This is a genomic window from Novosphingobium sp. LASN5T (genome assembly GCF_003856955.1).
Lineage (GTDB): Bacteria > Pseudomonadota > Alphaproteobacteria > Sphingomonadales > Sphingomonadaceae > Novosphingobium.
In genome coordinates this window covers 97324-115734 of the sequence record NZ_RQSI01000007.1, presented here as the reverse complement: position 1 = coordinate 115734, position 18411 = coordinate 97324, and the positions used below count along the sequence as shown (strand labels likewise).

Genomic DNA, 18411 nt, shown 5'->3' with positions numbered 1-18411 from the left:
AGTCATTGGATTGATACTTTCGATCAAATCCGGAGCTTGCTTTGATCGGGAATGCCACTTGGCCAGTCCTGCCAAGTGAACCTGCGGCCGCTGTCCTAGGAACTGGCACCTTCAAGGGGAGGGACTCGCATTGGCCCAGCAATACGACGTCGACAGTCCGGCAGCCGTTGTCAGCGCAATCGTGCTGGGCACGCTGGGCGTTCTTTCGTTCATCGTCCAGCCCGCGCTGGTTCAAGGCTTCGTCACCCACCTGCATGTCGGCGAACCGGAAGCGCTGAACCTTGCCGGCATCGAGATGCTGGGTGTCGCCATCTCCTCGATCGCCATGGCGCTGGGTTCGCACCGGTACGACTGGCGGCGAGTCATGGCGGCGGCGCTGCTCGTCGCGGCGCTGGGCAACGGCCTTTCGGCCATGGCATCCGGTGGCGGCACGCTGTGGACTGCACGCTTCATTGCCGGACTGGGGCACGGCGCGATCATCACACTGAGCTTCACCTTCGTCGGCCTGACGCGCAAGGTGGACCGCAACATCGCCTTGTATCTGGCTCTGCTGCTGACCTACGGCGCGATCGGCGTGTGGCGGATGCCGGCGTTTCTCGATCGGTTCGGCCTGCCGGCCCTGTTCTGGCTGTTCGCCGCCCTTCTCGTTCTCGGGCTAGCCACCGTGCGCAACGTGCCCCGCACGCACGAGGCGCGGGCCGAAATTCCTGAAGGCGCGCGTGATCTGCCGCATGGCATGGTTGCGGTCGCGCTGGCGGGCGTGCTCGCGTACAACATCGCGCAGGGCATCGCCTGGGCCGTGCTGTTCCTCGTCGGCATCGCGGCCGGTCTTGGCGAACAATCCGTGGCCGACGCGCTGTTCGCCTCGCAGGTGCTGGCGATCGGCGGGGCGCTCGCCTCGGTGTTTCTGGCCGGGGCACTGGCGCGCGACCGGGCGATCATGATCGGCATTCTCGGCGGCGGGGCGTGCATCGGGCTGCTGCTGGCCCATCCCGGCATCGTGCTGTTCGCGATCAGCGTCTGCGGCTTCAACGTGTTGTGGAATTTCGTCCTGCCGTTCATCCTCGGCACCGTGGGCGAGTTCGACACGCGCGGGCGCATGATCGGCCGTGCCGTGGCGATGCAGATGCTCGGCCTTGGCACCGGGCCGTTCCTGGCCGGGCTGCTGACCAACGGATCGAGCTATGCCCTGGTCGAACTGGCCTGCATCTTCTTCTTCCTTGCCAGTTTCGCGCTGCTGCTTCTGCCGATGCAGGCGCACCGCCGCCTGCTCGCGCCGCAGGGCTGAGCGATACCGCACGCAAGGCGCGGGCGGCATCTGCAAAACGGAAATGTCCCGATCTGCCAAGCGTGACGGGACGCATCGGTATCTCCTGCAATCGACACCGGCGCGTCAGCCGCATGGCGACGGTCCGGGCGACACAGGGAGACTACGCAATGACGCAGCCGTATCATCGACTGTTCCAGGCTTCGCCGATGGCCATCGCGGCGGCCATCGCGGTCATCAGCGCCACACCGGCCTTCGCCGAGACGCAGCCGGCCGCGGAAGCGACCGAAGCGCCGCAGCAGGGCTTCGGCGATATCGTCGTCACCGCCAACAAGCGCAGCGAGAACCTGCAGAAAGTCGGCATCTCGGTCTCGGCCTATTCGGGTGACCAGCTCAAGGCGCTGGGCATCACCGATACCACGCAGATCACGCAGCAGATCCCGGCGTTCCAGTTGAACGCGTGGTCACCCAACGTTACGATCTTCAACCTGCGCGGCATTTCGCAGAACAACTTCACCGATTACCTCGAAGCGCCCGTCGCGGTGTATATGGACGATGCCTACATGGGCTCGATCAACGGCATTTCCGGCCAGTTGTTCGATACCAAGCGCGTGGAAGTGCTGCGCGGCCCGCAAGGCACCCTGTTCGGCCGCAACGCCACCGGCGGCCTGGTCCACTACATCAGCAACGATGCCAGCCAGGCCGATTTCAATGGCTATGCCGAAGCCAGCTATGAACGCTTCAACCGGCGCGCGCTGGAAGGCGCGGTCGGCGGATCGATCACGCCGGGGCTGCGCTTCCGCGTGGCCGGGCGCGTGGTCAAGGCGGATGGCTATATCAAGTCCGCCGCCGCCCTGCCCGGCACTTTCGACGGCAACGGGCAGGATCTGGGCGGCGAAAACGCCTGGGCCTTGCGCGGCACCGTGCAGGCCGACATCGGCAGCGACGGCAAGCTGGACCTGTGGTTTAAGCACAGCGAGGACAACCACGTCGCCACCGGCGGCTATGTCTTCGACAACTGCGATCTGCTCGCCAACGGCTATTGCCACGTCAATCCGGCCGGCCTCAGCGACGGCACCGGCGGCGTCATCAACGGCATCACCGGCGCCAAGGCCAGCCCTTACCAGAACTTCTCCAACGATCGCGGCAACTTCGATCGCCGGACCGACATCTATCAGGGCAAGCTGGTCAAGAAGTTCGGCGGCGTGGAACTGACCGCCATCACCAACTACACCGATCTCAAGAAGTCCTATGCCGAGGATGGCGATGCCCTTCCCGTCACCGTCATCCAGTTCCTCACCACCGCGCGTTACAAGCAATTCAGCCACGAATTGCGCCTTTCGGGCGACAGCGGCCCCTTCCGTTGGCAGGCGGGCGCCTATTACCTCAACATGAAGATCGCCGGCTCGCTCACCACCATCGGCGCGCCGGTGCTGGGCACCGCCTTCGCCATCAACGGCGCGGCCAACGATCCGCGCGTGGTCGAGGACTATAAGCTGCGGTCGAAGAACTGGTCGTTGTTCGGCCAGGGCGAATACGATCTGTCCGACAAGCTGACCGTGATCGCCGGGGTGCGCTATTCCAAGGACAACAAGTCGATCGACTATACATCGCGCCTGATCGACACGGGCTTCCCGACCGTGGTGCGCGCCACGGACGAAGCGTTTGCGGCCGTCGTTCCCGGCATCAACCGCATCAAGTATGGCGACTGGGCGGCCCGCGTTGGCCTGAACTACAAGCCCAATCCCGATACCCTGCTGTTCGTATCGTGGAACCGCGGCATCAAGGGCGGCAACTGGACGCTGAGCGCGGACGTGACGCCCGCCAACTTCCGCCACGATCCCGAACGGCTCAATTCGTTCGAGGGCGGCGTGAAGTGGTCCAACGCCGATCGCACGCTGCGCGCCAACCTGACGGCCTATCACTATATCTACGACAACTATCAGGCGTTCTCGGTACTGGGCGGCCTGCCTCAGGTGAGCAACAGCGATGCGCGGGCCACGGGCACGGAGCTGGAAGTGTTCTGGCAGCCGGTCAAGCGGCTCAACGTGAACCTTGGCGCGACGTGGGAAACCACCAAGGTCAAGCAGATCCTGGGGCCGGGCAGCCAGATCGGCCCCGAATTCTTCCCCGGCGCGCCCGATGCCCAGTATTGCGCCAATCAGCGTGACGGCACCTTCCTGTGCACCTATCCGCAGAAGGCGATCACGGACGCCAAGCTGCCCAACGCGCCGAAGTTCAGCATCAATTACCTGTTGCGCTACAATATCGACGCTTTCGGCGGCAACCTGGCGGCGCAGTTCGATGGCGTGTGGTACGATGACCAGTATCTGGAAGTCACCAACGGCGCTTCCTCGCTGCAGAAGGCCTACAACGTCTCGAACGCGTCGCTGACCTGGACCACCGCCAACGACCGCCTGTCGGTCCAGGTGTTCGGGCGCAACGTGTTCGACAAGGCCTACCGCGCCTACACGCTCAACCTCGGCATTCTCGGCACCACGTCGGTCTATGCCAAGCCCGCCACGTATGGGGCGAGCGTGACGGTGCGCTGGTAACACCCGACATGAGGGCGACGCCGGGCCGGGTTTTCCGGTCCGGCGCTGCCCCCTGCCGGCCGCCCCGGACTATCGGGCGCTTTGCAATTCTGGCCATTCACCCCTCAGCGCAAAAGGAATTGATCCTAAGCATCATGCTGCGCTGCAACTGCGGCCTTCGATCAATTGCATTTTCGGGACGGGCCATAGCTTTCGTTTCGTGAACAGAAGCCGGCCGCGACGATTCAGCGGCGGCATGAACAGGGGAGTTCATCATGGGGGTCCACCGCACATTGGGACGCAGGTTCGGCCTGCTCGGTACGTCGATGCTGGGGGCGATGATCGTCGCCGCGCCGGCCTTCGCGCAGGAAGCGCCGCAATCCGCCACGGAAGGCACGAACGACGCCAGCGGCGAAATCATCGTCACCGCCACGCGCAAGTCCGAAGCATTGAGCAAGGTTCCGCTGAGCGTCAGCGCCTTTTCGACCGAAACGCTCGACAAGCGCGGCGTGCGCGATTTCAGCGACGTGATCCGCCAGACGCCGGGTGTGGTGTTCGAAGCCACCAACACCACCACCAACATCGCGATCCGCGGCATCAATTCCACCGTCGGCGCGGCGACCACCGGCGTCTACATCGACGATACGCCGATCCAGGTCCGCGCGCTCGGCTACAGCGGCGGCAACGCCTATCCGGTGATCTTCGATCTGGAACGCATCGAAGTGCTGCGCGGCCCGCAGGGCACGCTGTTCGGCGCGGGTTCGGAAGGCGGCACGATCCGCTTCATCTCGCCCCAGCCGAGCGCCACCACCACCTCTGGCCGTATCCGCTCGGAACTCTCCTTCACCGAAGGCGGCGCGCCCAGCTATGAAATCGGCGCGGCGTTCGGCACGCCGATCGTGCAGGACAAGCTGGCGATCCGCGCCAGCGGGTACTACCGCCGCGATGGCGGCTACATCGACCGGGTGCGCTTCGAGGACAAGTCCGTCGTCCAGAAGAACGCCAACTGGAACGAATCCTACGTAGGCCGCGTGGCGCTGGCATGGACACCCACGCCGCAACTGACGATCACGCCCTCGGTCGTGTTCCAGAAGCTCAACACCAACGACAGCGGCGAATCCTGGGACAACATCGCGGCCGACCAGACCCAGCCGAGCGTGCCCTTCTCCGACTATGCGAACAACAAGCTGCTCAACGGCAACCGCGTCCGCGAATGGAGCAAGGACCGCTTCGTGCTGCCCTCGCTCAACATCCGCTATGACCTGGGCGGCGCGGACCTGATCGCGATCGGTTCCTATTTCGACCGCAAGCAGACGTTCGTGTCGGACTACACCACCTTCGACCAGAGCCTGTTCACCGGCATCACTCTGCCGATCTTCCCCAACCAGTCCGCATTCAGCGACTTCGTGAACACCCAGAAGAACTGGACCGGGGAACTGCGCCTGCAATCGACCGCCAAGGATTCGAAGATCTCGTGGGTCATCGGCACGTTCTACCAGCAGGCCAAGCAGACCTCTATCCAGCAGGTCAACGACACGTTCTTCTACCAGTACGCGCCGTTCCTCGCCGGCATCCTCCCGCCCTTGGTCAACGGCAAGCTGATCTATGATCAGGCCACCACGTCGAAGGACACGCAATACGCGGTCTATGGCCAGGTCAATTACAAGCCGGTCGACCGGCTGACGCTGACGGTCGGCCTGCGCTATGGCGAAACCAAGTTCGCGATCAACTCCTTCGCGCAAGGGCCGGTGGTCGGCCCGTCGGTCACCGACGTCGGCACGCAAAAGGAACATCCGTTCACGCCCAAGTTCGGCATCGATTTCCAGGTGACCGACCGCACGCTGATCTACGGCTCGGTGTCCAAGGGCTTCCGTCCAGGTGGCTACAACCCGCAGGTCGGTTCGCCCTGCGGACCCGAACTCGCCTCGCTCGGCTATCCCGGCGGTCGCCCCAAGCTTTACAATTCGGACTCGGTGTGGAGCTACGAACTGGGCCTCAAGACGCGCGTTGCGGACGGGCGGCTGGGCATCCAGGGCAGCGCCTACCAGATCGACTGGAAGAACATCCAGCAGTCGGTTGCGCTCAATTCCTGCGGCTTCCAGTTCACCGGCAACCTTGGCAACGCGCGCAGCCGCGGCTTCGACCTGCAGCTTGACCTGAAGGTCAGCGAGCAGTTCTCGCTCCAGGCCGAAGTCGGCTATACCGACGCCAAGTTCCTCAACACCTTCCTGGGCGGCCCCAGCGCGACGGTGCCTTCGGTGACCAAGGGCAACCACATCGCCTCGCCGCCGTGGACCGTGTCGGTGCATGGCCAGTACGACATCCCGCTCGGCGAGAACAAGGCCTACGTCCGGACCGACTTCGACTACCGCGCCTATCAGAGCGCGCTGACGCCGGGCATCGATCCGCGCAACGGCGGGTCCGACCCGACGCTGTCCAACCCGCCGGCGGTGAAATCGTGGTCGATGCGCGCAGGCTACCGCTTCAGCGGCGTTGATGTCTCGGTGTTCGTGAACAACCTGCTCAACCAGCACATCTGGGCCGGGCGGCGTTCGCGCGACAACGGCTTGTCCACGATCTACCGTTCGAACATCGTGCGTCCGCGCACGTTCGGCCTGACCGCCGCCTACAGCTTCTGAGGCGACGGCCAGCAAATCGAAAAGACGACAAGGGGGAATACCGACGATGGCTGCTCACTGGAAACACCTGCTTGCGGCGACCAGCCTCGTCGGCCTCCTTGCAACGGGCGGCGCAGCCGCCGCGCGTGCGCCCGCGAAAGCCGCTGCACCGCGAACGGCGGACATCCGTTTCATCAACGGCCACATCTACACACCCACCGGCTGGAAGACCGCCATGGCGGTGCGTGACGGCAAGATCGTTTCGCTCGATACGCGCACGCCCGCGCGGCAGGTGATCGATCTCAAGGGCCAGACCGTGCTGCCGGGCCTGTACGACATGCACGTCCACCCGATCCTGCAGGCCAAAGGCGGCGAGGGCCGCTGCCGCGTCCCGCAGGATGCCAACGCGGCCAAGCTGCTCGAACTCGTTACCGCCTGCATCAAGCAGGCGAAGCCGGGCGAATGGGTGACCGGCGGCCAGTGGCAGGCCTCGCTGCTCGAAGGCACGCCGATCACCGCCGCGACGCTCGACGCCATTTCGCCTGACAACCCGCTGATGCTGTTCGATGTCAGCGGCCATAGCGTGTGGGCCAATTCCAAAGCGCTTGCCGCCGCCGGCATCACCGACACCACGCCCAACCCCGAAGGCGGGATCATAGAGCGCGATGCGGCGGGCAAGCCAACCGGCGTGCTGCGCGAAACGGCGGGGCGGCTGGTTACCGGCAAGGTGCCGGCGCAATCGCGCGAGGAAACCGGGAAAGTCCTGCGCGAACACCTCGCGATGCTCGCGTCCTATGGCGTCGTTGGCTATGTCGAGGCGATGGCCTTCCGCGACGATCTGGAAGTCTATGCGGACCTGGCCGACAAGGGGCTGCTGAAGCAGCGCGTGCAGGCCTGCATCGCCTATTCCGAAGCTGGACAGGCCAATCCCGATTTCGACCGGACCGTGGCCGACCGCGCCAAATACGCCCGGCAGCTGTTCAACGCCAACTGCATCAAGGTCTTCGCCGACGGCGTGCCGACCGAAAGCCACACCGGCGCCATGCTGGGCGACTATCAGGCCGGCCAACCCAACGCCCCGGCCCGCGGACTGCTGCTGTTCGATCCGGCACAGATGGCGGCCAATCTGGTCAAGTGGGACAAGCTGGGCGTGACCGTGCTGTTCCACGCCGCCGGCGACCGGGCGGTGCGCTCCGCGCTCGATGCCATCGCCGCCGCGCGCAAGGCCAACGGCATGGGCGGCCCGATCCACCAGGTTGGCCATTCCACCTTCGTCGACCCGGCCGACCTTCCCCGCTTCAAGGCGCTCAAGGCGGCGGTCGAATATTCCCCCTACCTGTGGGACCCGCAGCCGATCAACGACGACATCACCAGCGCCGTAGGCGAACCGCGCATCGATCGCGTCTGGCCGATCCGCGAAGGGTTCGAGGCGGGCGCACTGGTCATCGCCGGGTCCGACTGGGCGGTCGTGCCCAAGCCCGATCCGTGGATCGGCATCGAAACCGCCGTCACGCGCCGCAATCCCGGCGGCGGCACGCGCAGCTTCGGCCTGAAGGAAGCGATCACCCTGCCCCAGGCGATCACGATGTTCTCGATCGATGCCGCCACCCGGCTCGGCACCGCCGCCACCGCCGGATCGCTGGAAACGGGCAAGGTCGCGGATTTCATCGTGCTGGACCGCGATCCCTTCGCCGGTCCGCCCACCGCGATCCATGACACCCGCGTGCTCGAAACCTGGGTGGGCGGCACGCGCATCTACCAGCGCGCGAAACCCTGATCGATGCGCCGGCTGGCGATCGCCCTCACCCTTGGCGTGCTGGCGATCGCCGGTTGCGGGCGCGCGCCCGACCAGCCACCCGCGCAGGCGGCGGCCGCGATCGCGGCGGTCGAACACGACGCGACCGGATGGCCGAGCTATGGCGGGCAGCCTTCGGGCACCAAATATTCCGCGCTCGACCAGATCAACCGCGGCAACGTCGGCTCGCTGCAAGTGGCCTGGACGTATCACACCGGCGAAATCTCGTCCGGCACGAACGATACCGACGCCACCGTCAGCGAACTGACGCCGGTCTATGCCAACGGGCATCTCTATATCTGCACGCCGTTCGGGCGCGTCGCCTCGCTCGATCCGGCAAGCGGCCGGCAGGTCTGGTCGTTCGATCCGAAGAAGCCGCGCAGCGGCAACATGTATGCCGAGAACTACTGCCGGGGCGTCGCCTACTGGGAAGCACCGGACCCGCAGGCCCGCGCCGCCGAGTGCGGCAAGCGCGTGCTACTGGCCGGGCAGACGGGCATGCTCCTGGCGATCGACGCCGACCGGGGCCGCGTGTGCCCCGGCTTCGGCCAGGGCGGGCGCATCAACCTCGCCGCGCTGGACTACAAGGGCGAAGGACCGCTCGCCAACACCTCGCCCCCGGCGATCTATCGCAACGTGGTGATCGTCGGCGCTTCGGTCACCGACAACAAGTTCCGCAACTCGCTCGACGGTATCGTCCGCGCGTTCGACGTCGTCACGGGGCGCGAGCTGTGGAGTTGGAACCCGATCCCGCCCGGACTGTCGGACCGGACCGGCGCGGCCAACACCTGGGCGCCGATCTCCATCGACGCGCAGCGCGGCTGGGTGTTCCTGCCCACCGGCAGCGCCAGCTGGGACACGCTGGGCATCAACCGCATCAACGCGATACCGGACGCGAACGCCGTCGTCGTGCTGGATGCGCAGACCGGCCGGCGAGTGTGGTCCTATCAGACGATCCATCACGATCTGTGGGACTACGATCTGCCCGCCATGCCCACGCTGGCCACGATCGAACACCAGGGCCGCCCGGTCGATGCCGTGATCCAGGGCACCAAGACCGGCAATATCTTCGTGCTCGATCGCCAGACCGGCAAGCCGCTGTTCCCGGTGCGCGAAATGCCGGTGCCCCGAAGCGACGTGCCCGGCGAACGAGCGTCACCAACCCAGCCGATGCCGATGCTGCCACACCCCGTCACCTCGCAGGCGCTCACCGCCGATCACGCCTGGGGCGCGATCGGGTTCGACAGGTGGCGCTGCAAGACGAAGCTGGCAGCGTTCCGCAACGAAGGCATGTTCACCCCGCCAAGCATCAAGGGCTCGCTCCTGCACCCCAGCTTCCTCGGCGGCACCAACTGGGGTGGCATTGCCTACGATCCCAACACCGGGCTGGCCGTGGTCAATTCTTCCAACCTCGTCTCCTCGGTAATCCTCAAGCCGCGCGCCGAATACGATGAAAAGCGCGACAAGCGGCCGGGCGTCTCGGTCTATGAAATGCGCGGTTCGCCCTACGTCATGCTGCGCGAAGTGCTGCTCTCCCCGCTGGGCGCGCCGTGCAATCCGCCGCCGTGGGGCCAGCTGACCGCGATCGACATGAGGACCGGGCAGACGCGCTGGCAGATCCCGTTCGGCCGCATCCGCTTCTCGTCCGGCCTTTCCTCCCCCGCCTCGTGGGGCGCGCCCAACCAGGGTGGCCCGATCGTGACGCGCGGCGGCCTGATCTTCATCGGCGCCAGCCTCGACAGCCGTTTCCGCGCCTATGATATCCAGACCGGGCGCGAGGTGTGGAGCGCGCGGGTTCCCGCACCCGCCACGGCTACGCCGATGACATTCCGCCATACCGACGGGCGGCAGTACGTGGTCGTCGCCGCCGGCGGCCATGGCGGATTTGGCACACCGCTCGGCGATGCGCTAATCGCCTATGCCCTGCCTCGAAAGGATTGATCCGATGCCCCGTATCGTTCCTGCCCTGATCGCGCTTGCGGTGGCGTGCATGCCACTGGCGGCCAACGCCGGCCCGCCCGCGTGGCGCGCCAAAGTCGAAACCTTCGCCGCCACCCATTTCAAGCACACCGCGTGGGGCTTCGCCCATTCGCGGCGCGACTATGCGCTGGCATCGGCGCTGGCGGCCGAGGACCATGCCACGGTCGATGACGATGTGCTTTATGCTGCAGCCATGCTGCACGATATTGCAGCCTTCGCACCATGGGAAGACGCCAAGAAGGACCATGCCGATCGCGCGGTCGAGCTCCTGCCCGCCGTGCTACGCGATGCGGGCTTTCCGGAGGCGAAGATACCGGCGGTGCTGGAAGCCACCCGCACGCACATGTTCGACCGCAAGCCGGTCGCGCCCGAAGCCGTCTATCTGCACGATGCCGATGCACTCGACTGGCTCGGCGCGATTGGCGTCTATCGGCTTGTTTCGCTGGTCGATGCGAACGGCGGACAGCCCGATGGAGCGGCCACCGTCGCGCAACTGCGCACCTTTCTCGCGGCGGTTCCGGCAGGCGTGGTCAGCCCCGCCGCCAAGCGGGCGCTACCGGGGCGCGAAGCCTGGCTCAAATCATTTCTGGAAACGCTCGGCGCGGAAAGCGATGGGATGAAGCAGCTTTAGGCGGTATGGACAAATTCCGGCCTGGCCGGAACGGCAGCTATCCGAGAATTTTCCGTGGGGTAGGCCTTTCCGAAAACGACAAATACATGTCATTCCGATGCCGCCCTGGGACGAAACCTGCCAATTTCCGCCATTCAAAATGTCGTTCAAGGCCCGCTGACTTTGCGGAGAATTAGTCGCTTGCGCCCCCCGTCTGAAAACCGTCGCTGGTAAATGTTGGCTGCGTTGTGCCCGCGAGAGGAATAATTCGATTGGCGATGTAGGCTGCCGCGAGGGCGACTGCCCCTACAAAAAGAGCGCCTACCCATTTGGGCGTTGCGAACGGCAGCAAGTCGAAAACAACTTGCATAGCGGGACCGGCGATTGCTCCCATCAGAATGGCCCGTTTCAGATTGATCCAGCTTTTCCAGCGACCGATTGTGAGCCTCACCGCAAAGACCAACAGAATCGCCCAACTGACGACGGAGATGGCGAGCAAGGTTAGGCTGCGATTTGAAGCCGCAATCCGGATGTCGAGCACCCTTCCATCGCTGAGCCAGATCAGGAATAGAACCAAAACCAGCATCGCAATGAATAACGCAGCTTTGAGCGTAGACAGAAACTTGGACTTGAATTGGTGCATAAGGCTCACATTAGCAAGCCTGTGAGTATTCACAATATAGAACGATGCGGGCGAAATCGCGCAAATGCAGTTGCATGAACGTCCGCATTCCGCGACGCGACAACTAAAACTGGACTGTTCGCTCCCCCTAACCCCGTTGCCGTTCCGTCCCTTGCCGGCGATTCCCGATAGCTGTCGGCCCTCCTGAGCAGGATTTGTCCACGTGCCCTATGCAACATCGCTTTCGCGATAGCGCTTTGGCGTGGTGCCGAAATAGCGGTTGAAACTGCGCACGAAGCTGGCGCTTTCGGAATAGCCGACGGCCAGCGCGATTTCGGCCACGCCGCGCTGGCTCTGGCGCAGCAGGCGCGCGGCGGCGTTCATGCGCCGGTCCTGCACGATCTGCCGCCAGCTAACGCCTTCCGAACGCAGCCGGCGGTTCAGCGTGGCGACCGAGATGCCCAGCGTCTCGGCCGCCTCCTCCAGCGTGGGCGTCGTATCCAGCGGGCTGGTCTCCAGCAGGCGCATCAGATAGCCCGAAGGGCATAGCGCGTTCTCGGTATCGGCGGCGCGGCGGCGCAGGTGCTCCTCGATGATGGGGAACAGCGCCGCATCCAGTACCCCTCCGCGCTTGTCGAGAAAGCGGTCCTCGAACGAGAACGAATTGGTGTCCTGGTCGAAATAGACATCGCACCGGAAGAAATCGCGATAGGCGCGATAATCCCCGTCGCGCGCGTGTTCGAAGCGCACTTCCACCAGTTCGAAATCGGACCCCACATAGTTGCGAGCGAAGGTGTGCATCGCGGCGACGGAAAATTCCGCATCCTGCCGCCGCTTCTGCAAGGTCTGGTCGGTGATGACGTATTCGAACGTGGCAATGCCGTCTTCTTCGACAAAGCCGTTGCGCGCGGCCTGCTGCATCGTTTCCAGCAGCGAGGTGAAGCCCCGGAATGCCGCGCGCAGCGTGGGCGCGCTGAGGAACAGGAAGCCCAGCGGACCAAGGCTGTCCGATCCCGCAAGCCGCCCGGCATAGAGCCCGAAATGCGGGTTGTTGGCCCTGATCGCCGCGATCTCGAAGAAGGAGAGGAAGTCCTCCAGCGCGATGACGCCCTTGGGATCGTCAAGATCATCACGGCGCAGGTTGTACATAGCCAGCAGCGGTTCCGGGCTGCATCCGGTGAGGACAAGGCAGTTGGCGACGTGGCGCAGCACCTGAATCGAAATCGTCGGCTTGCTCATGCCACGGTTGCCTCCCTCCGGCGGGATCATTCCATAGCATCGCCCCGGAGGACAGGGGCATGCGCTGTTTGGCCGATATTGCCAAATCGGCGCGCCTGCAAACTTGGCCGATGATGCAAAGACAGCGGTCGGGCGGCGCAGTCTGCTGCGCGGCGAAAGGAATCCCGGATGACAAGCCGATCCCGCTCCCTACCCCTTCTGGCCATGGCGCTGGCCAGCGTGGCGCCAACAACCGCCAAGGCGGCCGAAGCCCCAGCCAAAACCGACGCCAATCTCCTGTTCGTGAATGGCACGGTCCTGACGCCGCAAGGCACCGCCGAGGCGATCGCCGTGCGCGATGGTGCGATCGTCGCGGTCGGCTCCAGCGCCGATGTGCTCAAGCTGCCCCATGCCGGCGCCACCACCGTCGATCTGCAGGGCCGCACGCTGATGCCCGGCCTCTACGACATGCACGTCCACGTCTATCCGGCGGGACAGGCCAAGCTCGCGTGCAAGATTCCGCAAGGCGCGGGTGCGCCGGTCATCTTCGCCACGGTCAAGGCCTGCGCCGCCAAGGCAAAGCCGGGCGCATGGATCACGGGCGGAAGCTGGGTCGCCGCGGCGCTGAAGCCCGGCGAACAGACGCGGCAACTGCTGGACAGGGCCGCGCCCGATAACCCGGTCATGCTCGATGATGAAAGCCTCCACAGCGTCTGGGTCAATTCCCGCGCGCTGCAACTGGGCGGCATCACGCGCGCCACGGCCAATCCTGCCGGCGGCGTAATCGATCGCGATGCGAAGGGCGAGCCGACCGGCGTCCTGCGCGAAGCGGCCGCGCGCAACCTGCTGGCGGTGCTGCCGCCGGTTCCGATCGACCAGCAGGTCGCGGCGATCAAGGCCGCGACGGACGAGATGCTGTCCTATGGCATCATCGGCTTCACCGATGCCGCGATCCGGCGCGACGGGGCCGAGGCCTATGCCCGTTTCGCCGCCACCGGCGGCCTCCGGCAATATGCGCGCGGGTGTGCGGTGTGGGGGCCGAATTCGGGCGGGAGCGAAGGCCTTGTCGCCGCGCGGCAGGACTATTCGAAAGGCCGCTTCCAGCTCGATTGCGTGAAGATGTTCCTCGATGGCGTGCCGCTGGAAGGCCGCACGGCGGTGATGCTGCAACCCTATGAACCCCGCCACGGGGAACATGGTTCGGATGGTACGGGTGGTGAAAAGGGCTTGATGATGGTGCCGCCCGACAAGCTTAATGCCGCCGTCACCGACTTCGATCGGCAGGGCCTGCTCGTAAAGTTCCATGCTGCCGGCGATGGCGCGGTGCGCGAAGCCGCCGATGCCATCGCCGCCGCGCGCAAGGCCAACGGCTGGGGCGGACAACACCACGAGGTGGGGCACAATACCTTCATCGATCCCGCCGACGTACCGCGCGGGCGCGAACTGCACTTCACCTGGGAGCTTTCGCCCTACATCTGGTGGCCGACGCCGATCACCTCGGTCGATATCGCCGCCGCGGTCGGGCCTGAACGGATGAAGCGGTTGTGGCCGGCGCGCGATGTCATCGAAAGCGGCGCCAACGTCGTGACCGGGTCGGACTGGCCGGTGGTGCCATCGGTCAATCCGTGGCTGGCGCTGGAAACGCTGGTCACGCGGCAAGTGCCGGGCGCCACCGGCGCACCGATCAACGAAGGGCAGCGCATCACGCGCGAACAGGCGCTGGCGCTGATGACGCGCAACGCCGCCGCCGAAATGGGCCGGCTCGATCGTGGCGGCACGATCGAGGTCGGCAAACTGGCCGACGTGATCATCGTCGACCGTAATCCGCTGACCGCGCCGGTCGGCACGATCCACCAGGCCCGGGTAATCCGCACCTACATCGCGGGCGAACTCGTCTGGTCCAGCGAAGGGAATGCCAAGCCGTGACCACTCAACCCCTGTTCCTGACAGACGAACGCACGTTCTGGCACAGCACCGGCGTACAAGCGCTGTTCCTGCCGATCGGCGACTGGGTGGAGCCGCCCTCGGGCAGCTATGGCGCTGACACGCCGGGATCGAAGCGGCGGCTGGTCAACCTCGTCCGCGCCGCCGGGTTCGATACGAAGCTGACCGTGTCGAGCGCACCGTCCGCCACGCGCGACGACCTGCTGCGCGTTCATCCCGCCAGCTATGTCGATGCCTTCAAGACGCTAAGCGACGCGGGCGGCGGGGAACTGGGCCTGTTCGCGCCGTTCTCGAAGGGCGGCTATGAAATCGCCACGCTGTCGGCGGGCCTGGCCATCGATGCGCTCGACGCGGTGCTGACGGGCCGCGCCCGCAACGCCTATGCGCTGTGCCGGCCCGCCGGGCATCACTGCCTGGCCGATCAGTCCATGGGCTTCTGCCTGCTCGCCAACATCCCGATCGCCATCGAAACGGCGAAAGCGCGGCATGGCCTTGGCAAGGTCGCGGTGCTCGACTGGGACGTCCATCACGGCAACGGCACGCAATCGATCTTCTACGATCGCGACGACGTGCTGACGATCTCGATCCACCAGGATCGCTGCTTCCCGCCGGGCTATTCGGGTTTCGAGGAGCGTGGCGAAGGCAAGGGTGCGGGCTTCAACCTCAACGTGCCCTTGCCGGCGGGCAGCGGGCACGAGACCTATCTCTACGCGCTGGAGCAGGTGGTGATCCCGGCACTGCGCGATTACGCGCCCGATATGATCGTCGTCGCCAGCGGGCTGGACGCCAACGCGGTCGATCCGCTGGCGCGCCAGCTGCTGCACAGCGACAGCTTCCGTGACATGACGGCGCGTATCGTCGCGCTGGCCGACGAACTGTGCGGCGGGCGCCTCGCGGTCATTCATGAAGGTGGCTATGCCGAAGCCTACGTGCCGTTCTGCGGCCTCGCCATTCTCGAGGCCCTGGCCGGCGAGCGCAGCGCCGTGATCGATCCGGAACTGGATTTCTTCCAGGCCCAGCAGCCTGACGAACGCATGATCGCGTTCCACAAGGTGCTGATCGACGAAATGCGCGGGCAACTGGGTTTCTGACCTTTCCCGCCGCCGCTCCCCTCGTAGCGGAGCGGAAGGACCGCCCGCCCTCGCCCGCCGAGGGCGCACTGTGCAAGGACGGTTGCGGCATGGATCGTTCCCCGATCCTTGCACGCCTCCGTCCGCGCACGCGGTTCGGATCAACCGGCCGAAGCGTTCAGCGCAGCTTTAGCCTCCTCGGTCAGAGTAAGTTCCGCCGCCCCGCAGTTCTCCGCTAAATGCGCGGTGCTGGACGTCCCTGGGATCAGCAGCAGGTTCGGTGATCGCGCCAGCAGCCACGTCAGGGCCACCTGCAGCATCGCACTGACCGAAGCTGGCACGCGTCTTTTCGCAAGGCTCTCTCCGGCGATTGCGGAGAACGAGGCCGCCGTCGATACCGCGCAGGCCGCCAGCGACCAGCCCTCCGGTAGGCTGCGGCTGAACGCGCCCGCGAATGTCGCGCGGACGGTGTTGCCGGCGATTGTGCCGCCTTTCCTGAAGACGCATCCCCGGGTCCGTATCGAGGTGACGGTGGAAGACGGCTTCGTCGACATTCTCGCTTCCGGCGCGGCCGCTTATCCGCAGGCTCAGGATTGTTCGAGCCTTCCCGCCGCGAAGTCGCGCGCGAGCGCGATAAAGGCCTGGAAGGCCGCAGAGGAATTGCGCCGATTGGAATAATAGAGGCACAGCGGCACGAGCGGCGGCGTCCAGTCTTCGAGAATGCGCACGAGCCGCCCCGCTACAATGTCATCGCGTATATCGGCTTCCATGAAATAGCCGATCCCGGTGCCGTTAGTTGCCGCGATCCGGGCCAGGGAGGCCTCGTCGAGGGTGATCGGGCCCTCGACATCGAGCTGCAATTCTTCGCCGTCCTTTTCAAACCGCCATCGGAACAAGGCGCCATTGGAAAGCCGCACGCGAAGACAGGGATAAGCGAGCAACTCCTGCGGCGCCCGGGGAATAACCCTGCTTTCGAAAAAGGCAGGAGATGCGACCACCGCCATGCGTCGCATTTGACCCAGCGGTATTGCGATCGCGTCGCTGGGCACCAGATCCGCGCTGCGCACGCCCATATCGAAGCCTGCCGCAACGACATCGACAAGCCGGCCCTCGGTGACAAGGTCGATATGAACCTGCGGATAGCGCTGCAGATAGCTGAGGACCAGCGGCGCCATGATTTCACGCGCGGCCGTCGCGAAGGCATTGATGCGCAAGGTGCCGGACGGCGTCTCCTGCTGGGCGCGCACCGTATTCATCGCTTTCTGGATCTCCTCCAGCGCAGGCTTGATCTGAGCGACGAATATCCGGCCCGCATAGGTGAGCGAGACGCTGCGCGTGGTGCGATTGAACAATCGCACGGCAAGCTCCCGCTCGAGCTTGCCCACCGCGTTGCTGATGGCCGTGGTCGACATGCCAAGATCGAGCGCTGCCGCTCGAAACGAGCCGCACCGAACGATGGCCAGGACAGCCTCGAGCTCAATCAGCGAATGGCGAGTCATTGATCCGATTTTCGTGATACTTCATGCCAATTTGTCTCGATTATCAGGCGAAAAGTCCATCGCTAAATAGGCCTCGTCACTATCGAGGAGATCAACATGTCAATGGACCTACCCAAGCCGATCGCCGACTATGTCGAGGCAAATGCCCGTCTCGACATCGATGGCATGTTGAAGCCCTTCCTCAGCAACGCCGTGTTTATCGATAACGGTAAGCACTTCGAGGGCGAGGCCGCGATCCGCCAGCTGTTTGAGGAAGAAGTGATGCCGGTGAAGGCGATCTTCACGCCCGATACCGTTCGGGAAGACGGCGGCGACGTGGTCGTCGAAGGCCCCGCCCATGGTGAGTTCCCGGGCAGCCCGCTCCGCTTCACCTACCGCTTCACGCTGGAGCGCGGCGCCATCAGGACGCTGGAGACCACGGTATGAACATCAAGACCGATCCCACCGAGTTCGCCGGCAAGCGCGTTCTCGTCAGCGGTGGCACCAAAGGCTTGGGCCGCGCCACCGTCGAACGCTTCCTGGCCGGCGGAGCCCGTGTGGTCACCGCCGCCCGCTCGATCACGGATTCCATAGAAGGCGTCGAATATGTGCAGGCCGACCTGACGACCGCGGAGGGCGGCGAAGCCTTCGCCAAGGCGGCACTCGAGCGGCTGGGTGGCATCGACATTCTCGCCCATGTCATCGGTGGCTCGGCTTCGCCAGCGGGTGGCTTCGCCGCGCTGACCGACGACCACTGGCTCGCCGAGCTGAATCTCAATCTGCTGGCGACGGTCCGGCTCGATCGCCTGCTGATCCCGCAGATGCTGGAGCGGCACGGCGGCGTTGTGGTGCACGTCACCTCGATCCAGTCCGTCCTGCCGCTGCCCGAATCCACGACAGGCTATGCTGCCGCCAAAGCTGCGTTGAGAACTTACAGCAAGTCGATCTCGAAGGAACTCGGCCCCAAGGGCGTGAGGGTCAACTCCGTCTCGCCCGGCTGGATCATGACGGAGGGCGCTGACGACTTTCTCGAAACACTGCGGGCCGCCAGTGGCGGCACGATCGAGGATGCGCGTCAGTCCGTGCTCGATGCCCTGGGTGGCATCTCGATCGGGCGGGGAGCCGCGCCCGAAGAGGTGGCCGACCTCATCGCCTATCTCGCTTCAGACCGTGCCGCCGCAATCCATGGCGCCGAGTTCGTCATAGACGGCGGGACGATCCGCACCGTTTAAGGGCCGGCTGGCACTCGTCTCGCTCAGGGGAGTTCGCCGCCTT

Annotated in this window: 15 protein-coding genes; 11 read left to right on the top strand and 4 right to left on the bottom strand. The window is 65.1% G+C overall.

Annotated elements, in window-relative coordinates; all coding sequences use genetic code 11:
* Positions 1 to 130: 130 nt before the first annotated feature.
* The 6 genes from EH199_RS07175 (at position 131) to EH199_RS07150 (ending at position 10825) form a co-directional block, all read left to right on the top strand.
* The gene (locus EH199_RS07175; RefSeq protein WP_124808591.1) at positions 131 to 1288 is read left to right on the top strand and encodes an MFS transporter; all 1158 of its coding nucleotides are present in this window, start codon (positions 131 to 133) and stop codon (positions 1286 to 1288) included.
* Between the two features lie 149 nt (positions 1289 to 1437).
* Entirely contained in the window at positions 1438 to 3822 is a 2385-nt protein-coding gene (locus EH199_RS07170) for a TonB-dependent receptor (protein ID WP_223806523.1), read from the top strand.
* A gap of 254 nt (positions 3823 to 4076) precedes the next feature.
* On the top strand, positions 4077 to 6440 hold the full coding sequence (locus tag EH199_RS07165; protein ID WP_223806522.1) for a TonB-dependent receptor: 2364 nt from the start codon (positions 4077 to 4079) through the stop codon (positions 6438 to 6440).
* Positions 6441 to 6486: 46 nt separating this feature from the next.
* Positions 6487 to 8196, top strand: coding sequence for an amidohydrolase (locus EH199_RS07160; RefSeq protein WP_124808590.1), 1710 nt, complete (start codon positions 6487 to 6489; stop codon positions 8194 to 8196).
* Between the two features lie 3 nt (positions 8197 to 8199).
* Positions 8200 to 10155 carry a pyrroloquinoline quinone-dependent dehydrogenase gene (locus tag EH199_RS07155; protein ID WP_124808589.1) on the top strand — a complete coding sequence of 652 codons (1956 nt, stop codon included), beginning with the start codon at positions 8200 to 8202 and terminating at the stop codon, positions 10153 to 10155.
* Between the two features lie 4 nt (positions 10156 to 10159).
* The gene (locus EH199_RS07150; protein ID WP_190287177.1) at positions 10160 to 10825 is read left to right on the top strand and encodes an HD domain-containing protein; all 666 of its coding nucleotides are present in this window, start codon (positions 10160 to 10162) and stop codon (positions 10823 to 10825) included.
* 172 nt (positions 10826 to 10997) lie between these two features.
* Here the strand turns inward: EH199_RS07150 and EH199_RS07145 are convergent, their stop codons facing one another.
* Positions 10998 to 11447 (bottom strand): hypothetical protein, encoded by a 450-nt coding sequence (locus tag EH199_RS07145; protein WP_124808587.1) that lies wholly within the window; start codon positions 11445 to 11447, stop codon positions 10998 to 11000.
* 207 nt (positions 11448 to 11654) lie between these two features.
* Complete coding sequence (locus EH199_RS07140; RefSeq protein WP_168196151.1) at positions 11655 to 12665, bottom strand: AraC family transcriptional regulator; 1011 nt, start codon at positions 12663 to 12665, stop codon at positions 11655 to 11657.
* Positions 12666 to 12833: 168 nt separating this feature from the next.
* Here EH199_RS07140 and EH199_RS07135 point away from each other — a divergent pair, with 168 nt between their 5' ends.
* Together EH199_RS07135 and EH199_RS07130 are read left to right on the top strand one after the other, a co-directional pair.
* On the top strand, positions 12834 to 14570 hold the full coding sequence (locus EH199_RS07135) for an amidohydrolase (protein ID WP_223806521.1): 1737 nt from the start codon (positions 12834 to 12836) through the stop codon (positions 14568 to 14570).
* Positions 14567 to 15679, top strand: coding sequence for a class II histone deacetylase (locus tag EH199_RS07130; RefSeq protein WP_124808585.1), 1113 nt, complete (start codon positions 14567 to 14569; stop codon positions 15677 to 15679). Before EH199_RS07135 ends, EH199_RS07130 begins: the two co-directional genes overlap by 4 nt.
* A gap of 140 nt (positions 15680 to 15819) precedes the next feature.
* On the opposite strand, the gene EH199_RS07125 is transcribed toward EH199_RS07130, so the two are convergent.
* On the bottom strand, positions 15820 to 16212 hold the full coding sequence (locus EH199_RS07125; protein WP_124808584.1) for an aldo/keto reductase: 393 nt from the start codon (positions 16210 to 16212) through the stop codon (positions 15820 to 15822).
* Between EH199_RS07125 and EH199_RS25055 the strand changes: the two genes are divergently transcribed.
* Positions 16127 to 16336 (top strand): hypothetical protein, encoded by a 210-nt coding sequence (locus EH199_RS25055; RefSeq protein WP_370449670.1) that lies wholly within the window; start codon positions 16127 to 16129, stop codon positions 16334 to 16336. The two genes, EH199_RS07125 and EH199_RS25055, sit on opposite strands and share 86 nt — an antisense overlap.
* Here the strand turns inward: EH199_RS25055 and EH199_RS07120 are convergent.
* Positions 16246 to 17157 carry a LysR family transcriptional regulator gene (locus EH199_RS07120; protein ID WP_124808583.1) on the bottom strand — a complete coding sequence of 304 codons (912 nt, stop codon included), beginning with the start codon at positions 17155 to 17157 and terminating at the stop codon, positions 16246 to 16248. The two genes, EH199_RS25055 and EH199_RS07120, sit on opposite strands and share 91 nt — an antisense overlap.
* A 96-nt stretch (positions 17158 to 17253) precedes the next feature.
* Between EH199_RS07120 and EH199_RS07115 the strand changes: the two genes are divergently transcribed.
* Together EH199_RS07115 and EH199_RS07110 are read left to right on the top strand one after the other, a co-directional pair.
* Entirely contained in the window at positions 17254 to 17583 is a 330-nt protein-coding gene (locus tag EH199_RS07115) for a nuclear transport factor 2 family protein (protein WP_190287176.1), read from the top strand.
* A complete protein-coding gene (locus EH199_RS07110) occupies positions 17580 to 18368 on the top strand; it encodes an SDR family oxidoreductase (RefSeq protein ID WP_124808582.1) in 789 nt (262 codons plus the stop codon). Before EH199_RS07115 ends, EH199_RS07110 begins: the two co-directional genes overlap by 4 nt.
* Positions 18369 to 18411 lie beyond the last annotated feature (43 nt).

Excerpts from the sequence above, each read along its gene's own strand:
- EH199_RS07170 (WP_223806523.1), top strand. The coding sequence starts at position 1,438 with ATGACGCAGCCGTATCATCGACTGTTCCAGGCTTCGCCGATGGCCATC.
- EH199_RS07165 (WP_223806522.1), top strand. The coding sequence starts at position 4,077 with ATGGGGGTCCACCGCACATTGGGACGCAGGTTCGGCCTGCTCGGTACG.
- EH199_RS07160 (WP_124808590.1), top strand. The coding sequence starts at position 6,487 with ATGGCTGCTCACTGGAAACACCTGCTTGCGGCGACCAGCCTCGTCGGC.
- EH199_RS07155 (WP_124808589.1), top strand. The coding sequence starts at position 8,200 with ATGCGCCGGCTGGCGATCGCCCTCACCCTTGGCGTGCTGGCGATCGCC.
- EH199_RS07150 (WP_190287177.1), top strand. The coding sequence starts at position 10,160 with ATGCCCCGTATCGTTCCTGCCCTGATCGCGCTTGCGGTGGCGTGCATG.
- EH199_RS07145 (WP_124808587.1), bottom strand. The coding sequence starts at position 11,447 with ATGCACCAATTCAAGTCCAAGTTTCTGTCTACGCTCAAAGCTGCGTTA.
- EH199_RS07140 (WP_168196151.1), bottom strand. The coding sequence starts at position 12,665 with ATGAGCAAGCCGACGATTTCGATTCAGGTGCTGCGCCACGTCGCCAAC.
- EH199_RS07135 (WP_223806521.1), top strand. The coding sequence starts at position 12,834 with ATGACAAGCCGATCCCGCTCCCTACCCCTTCTGGCCATGGCGCTGGCC.
- EH199_RS07125 (WP_124808584.1), bottom strand. The coding sequence starts at position 16,212 with ATGTCGACGAAGCCGTCTTCCACCGTCACCTCGATACGGACCCGGGGA.
- EH199_RS07120 (WP_124808583.1), bottom strand. The coding sequence starts at position 17,157 with ATGACTCGCCATTCGCTGATTGAGCTCGAGGCTGTCCTGGCCATCGTT.
- EH199_RS07115 (WP_190287176.1), top strand. The coding sequence starts at position 17,254 with ATGTCAATGGACCTACCCAAGCCGATCGCCGACTATGTCGAGGCAAAT.
- EH199_RS07110 (WP_124808582.1), top strand. The coding sequence starts at position 17,580 with ATGAACATCAAGACCGATCCCACCGAGTTCGCCGGCAAGCGCGTTCTC.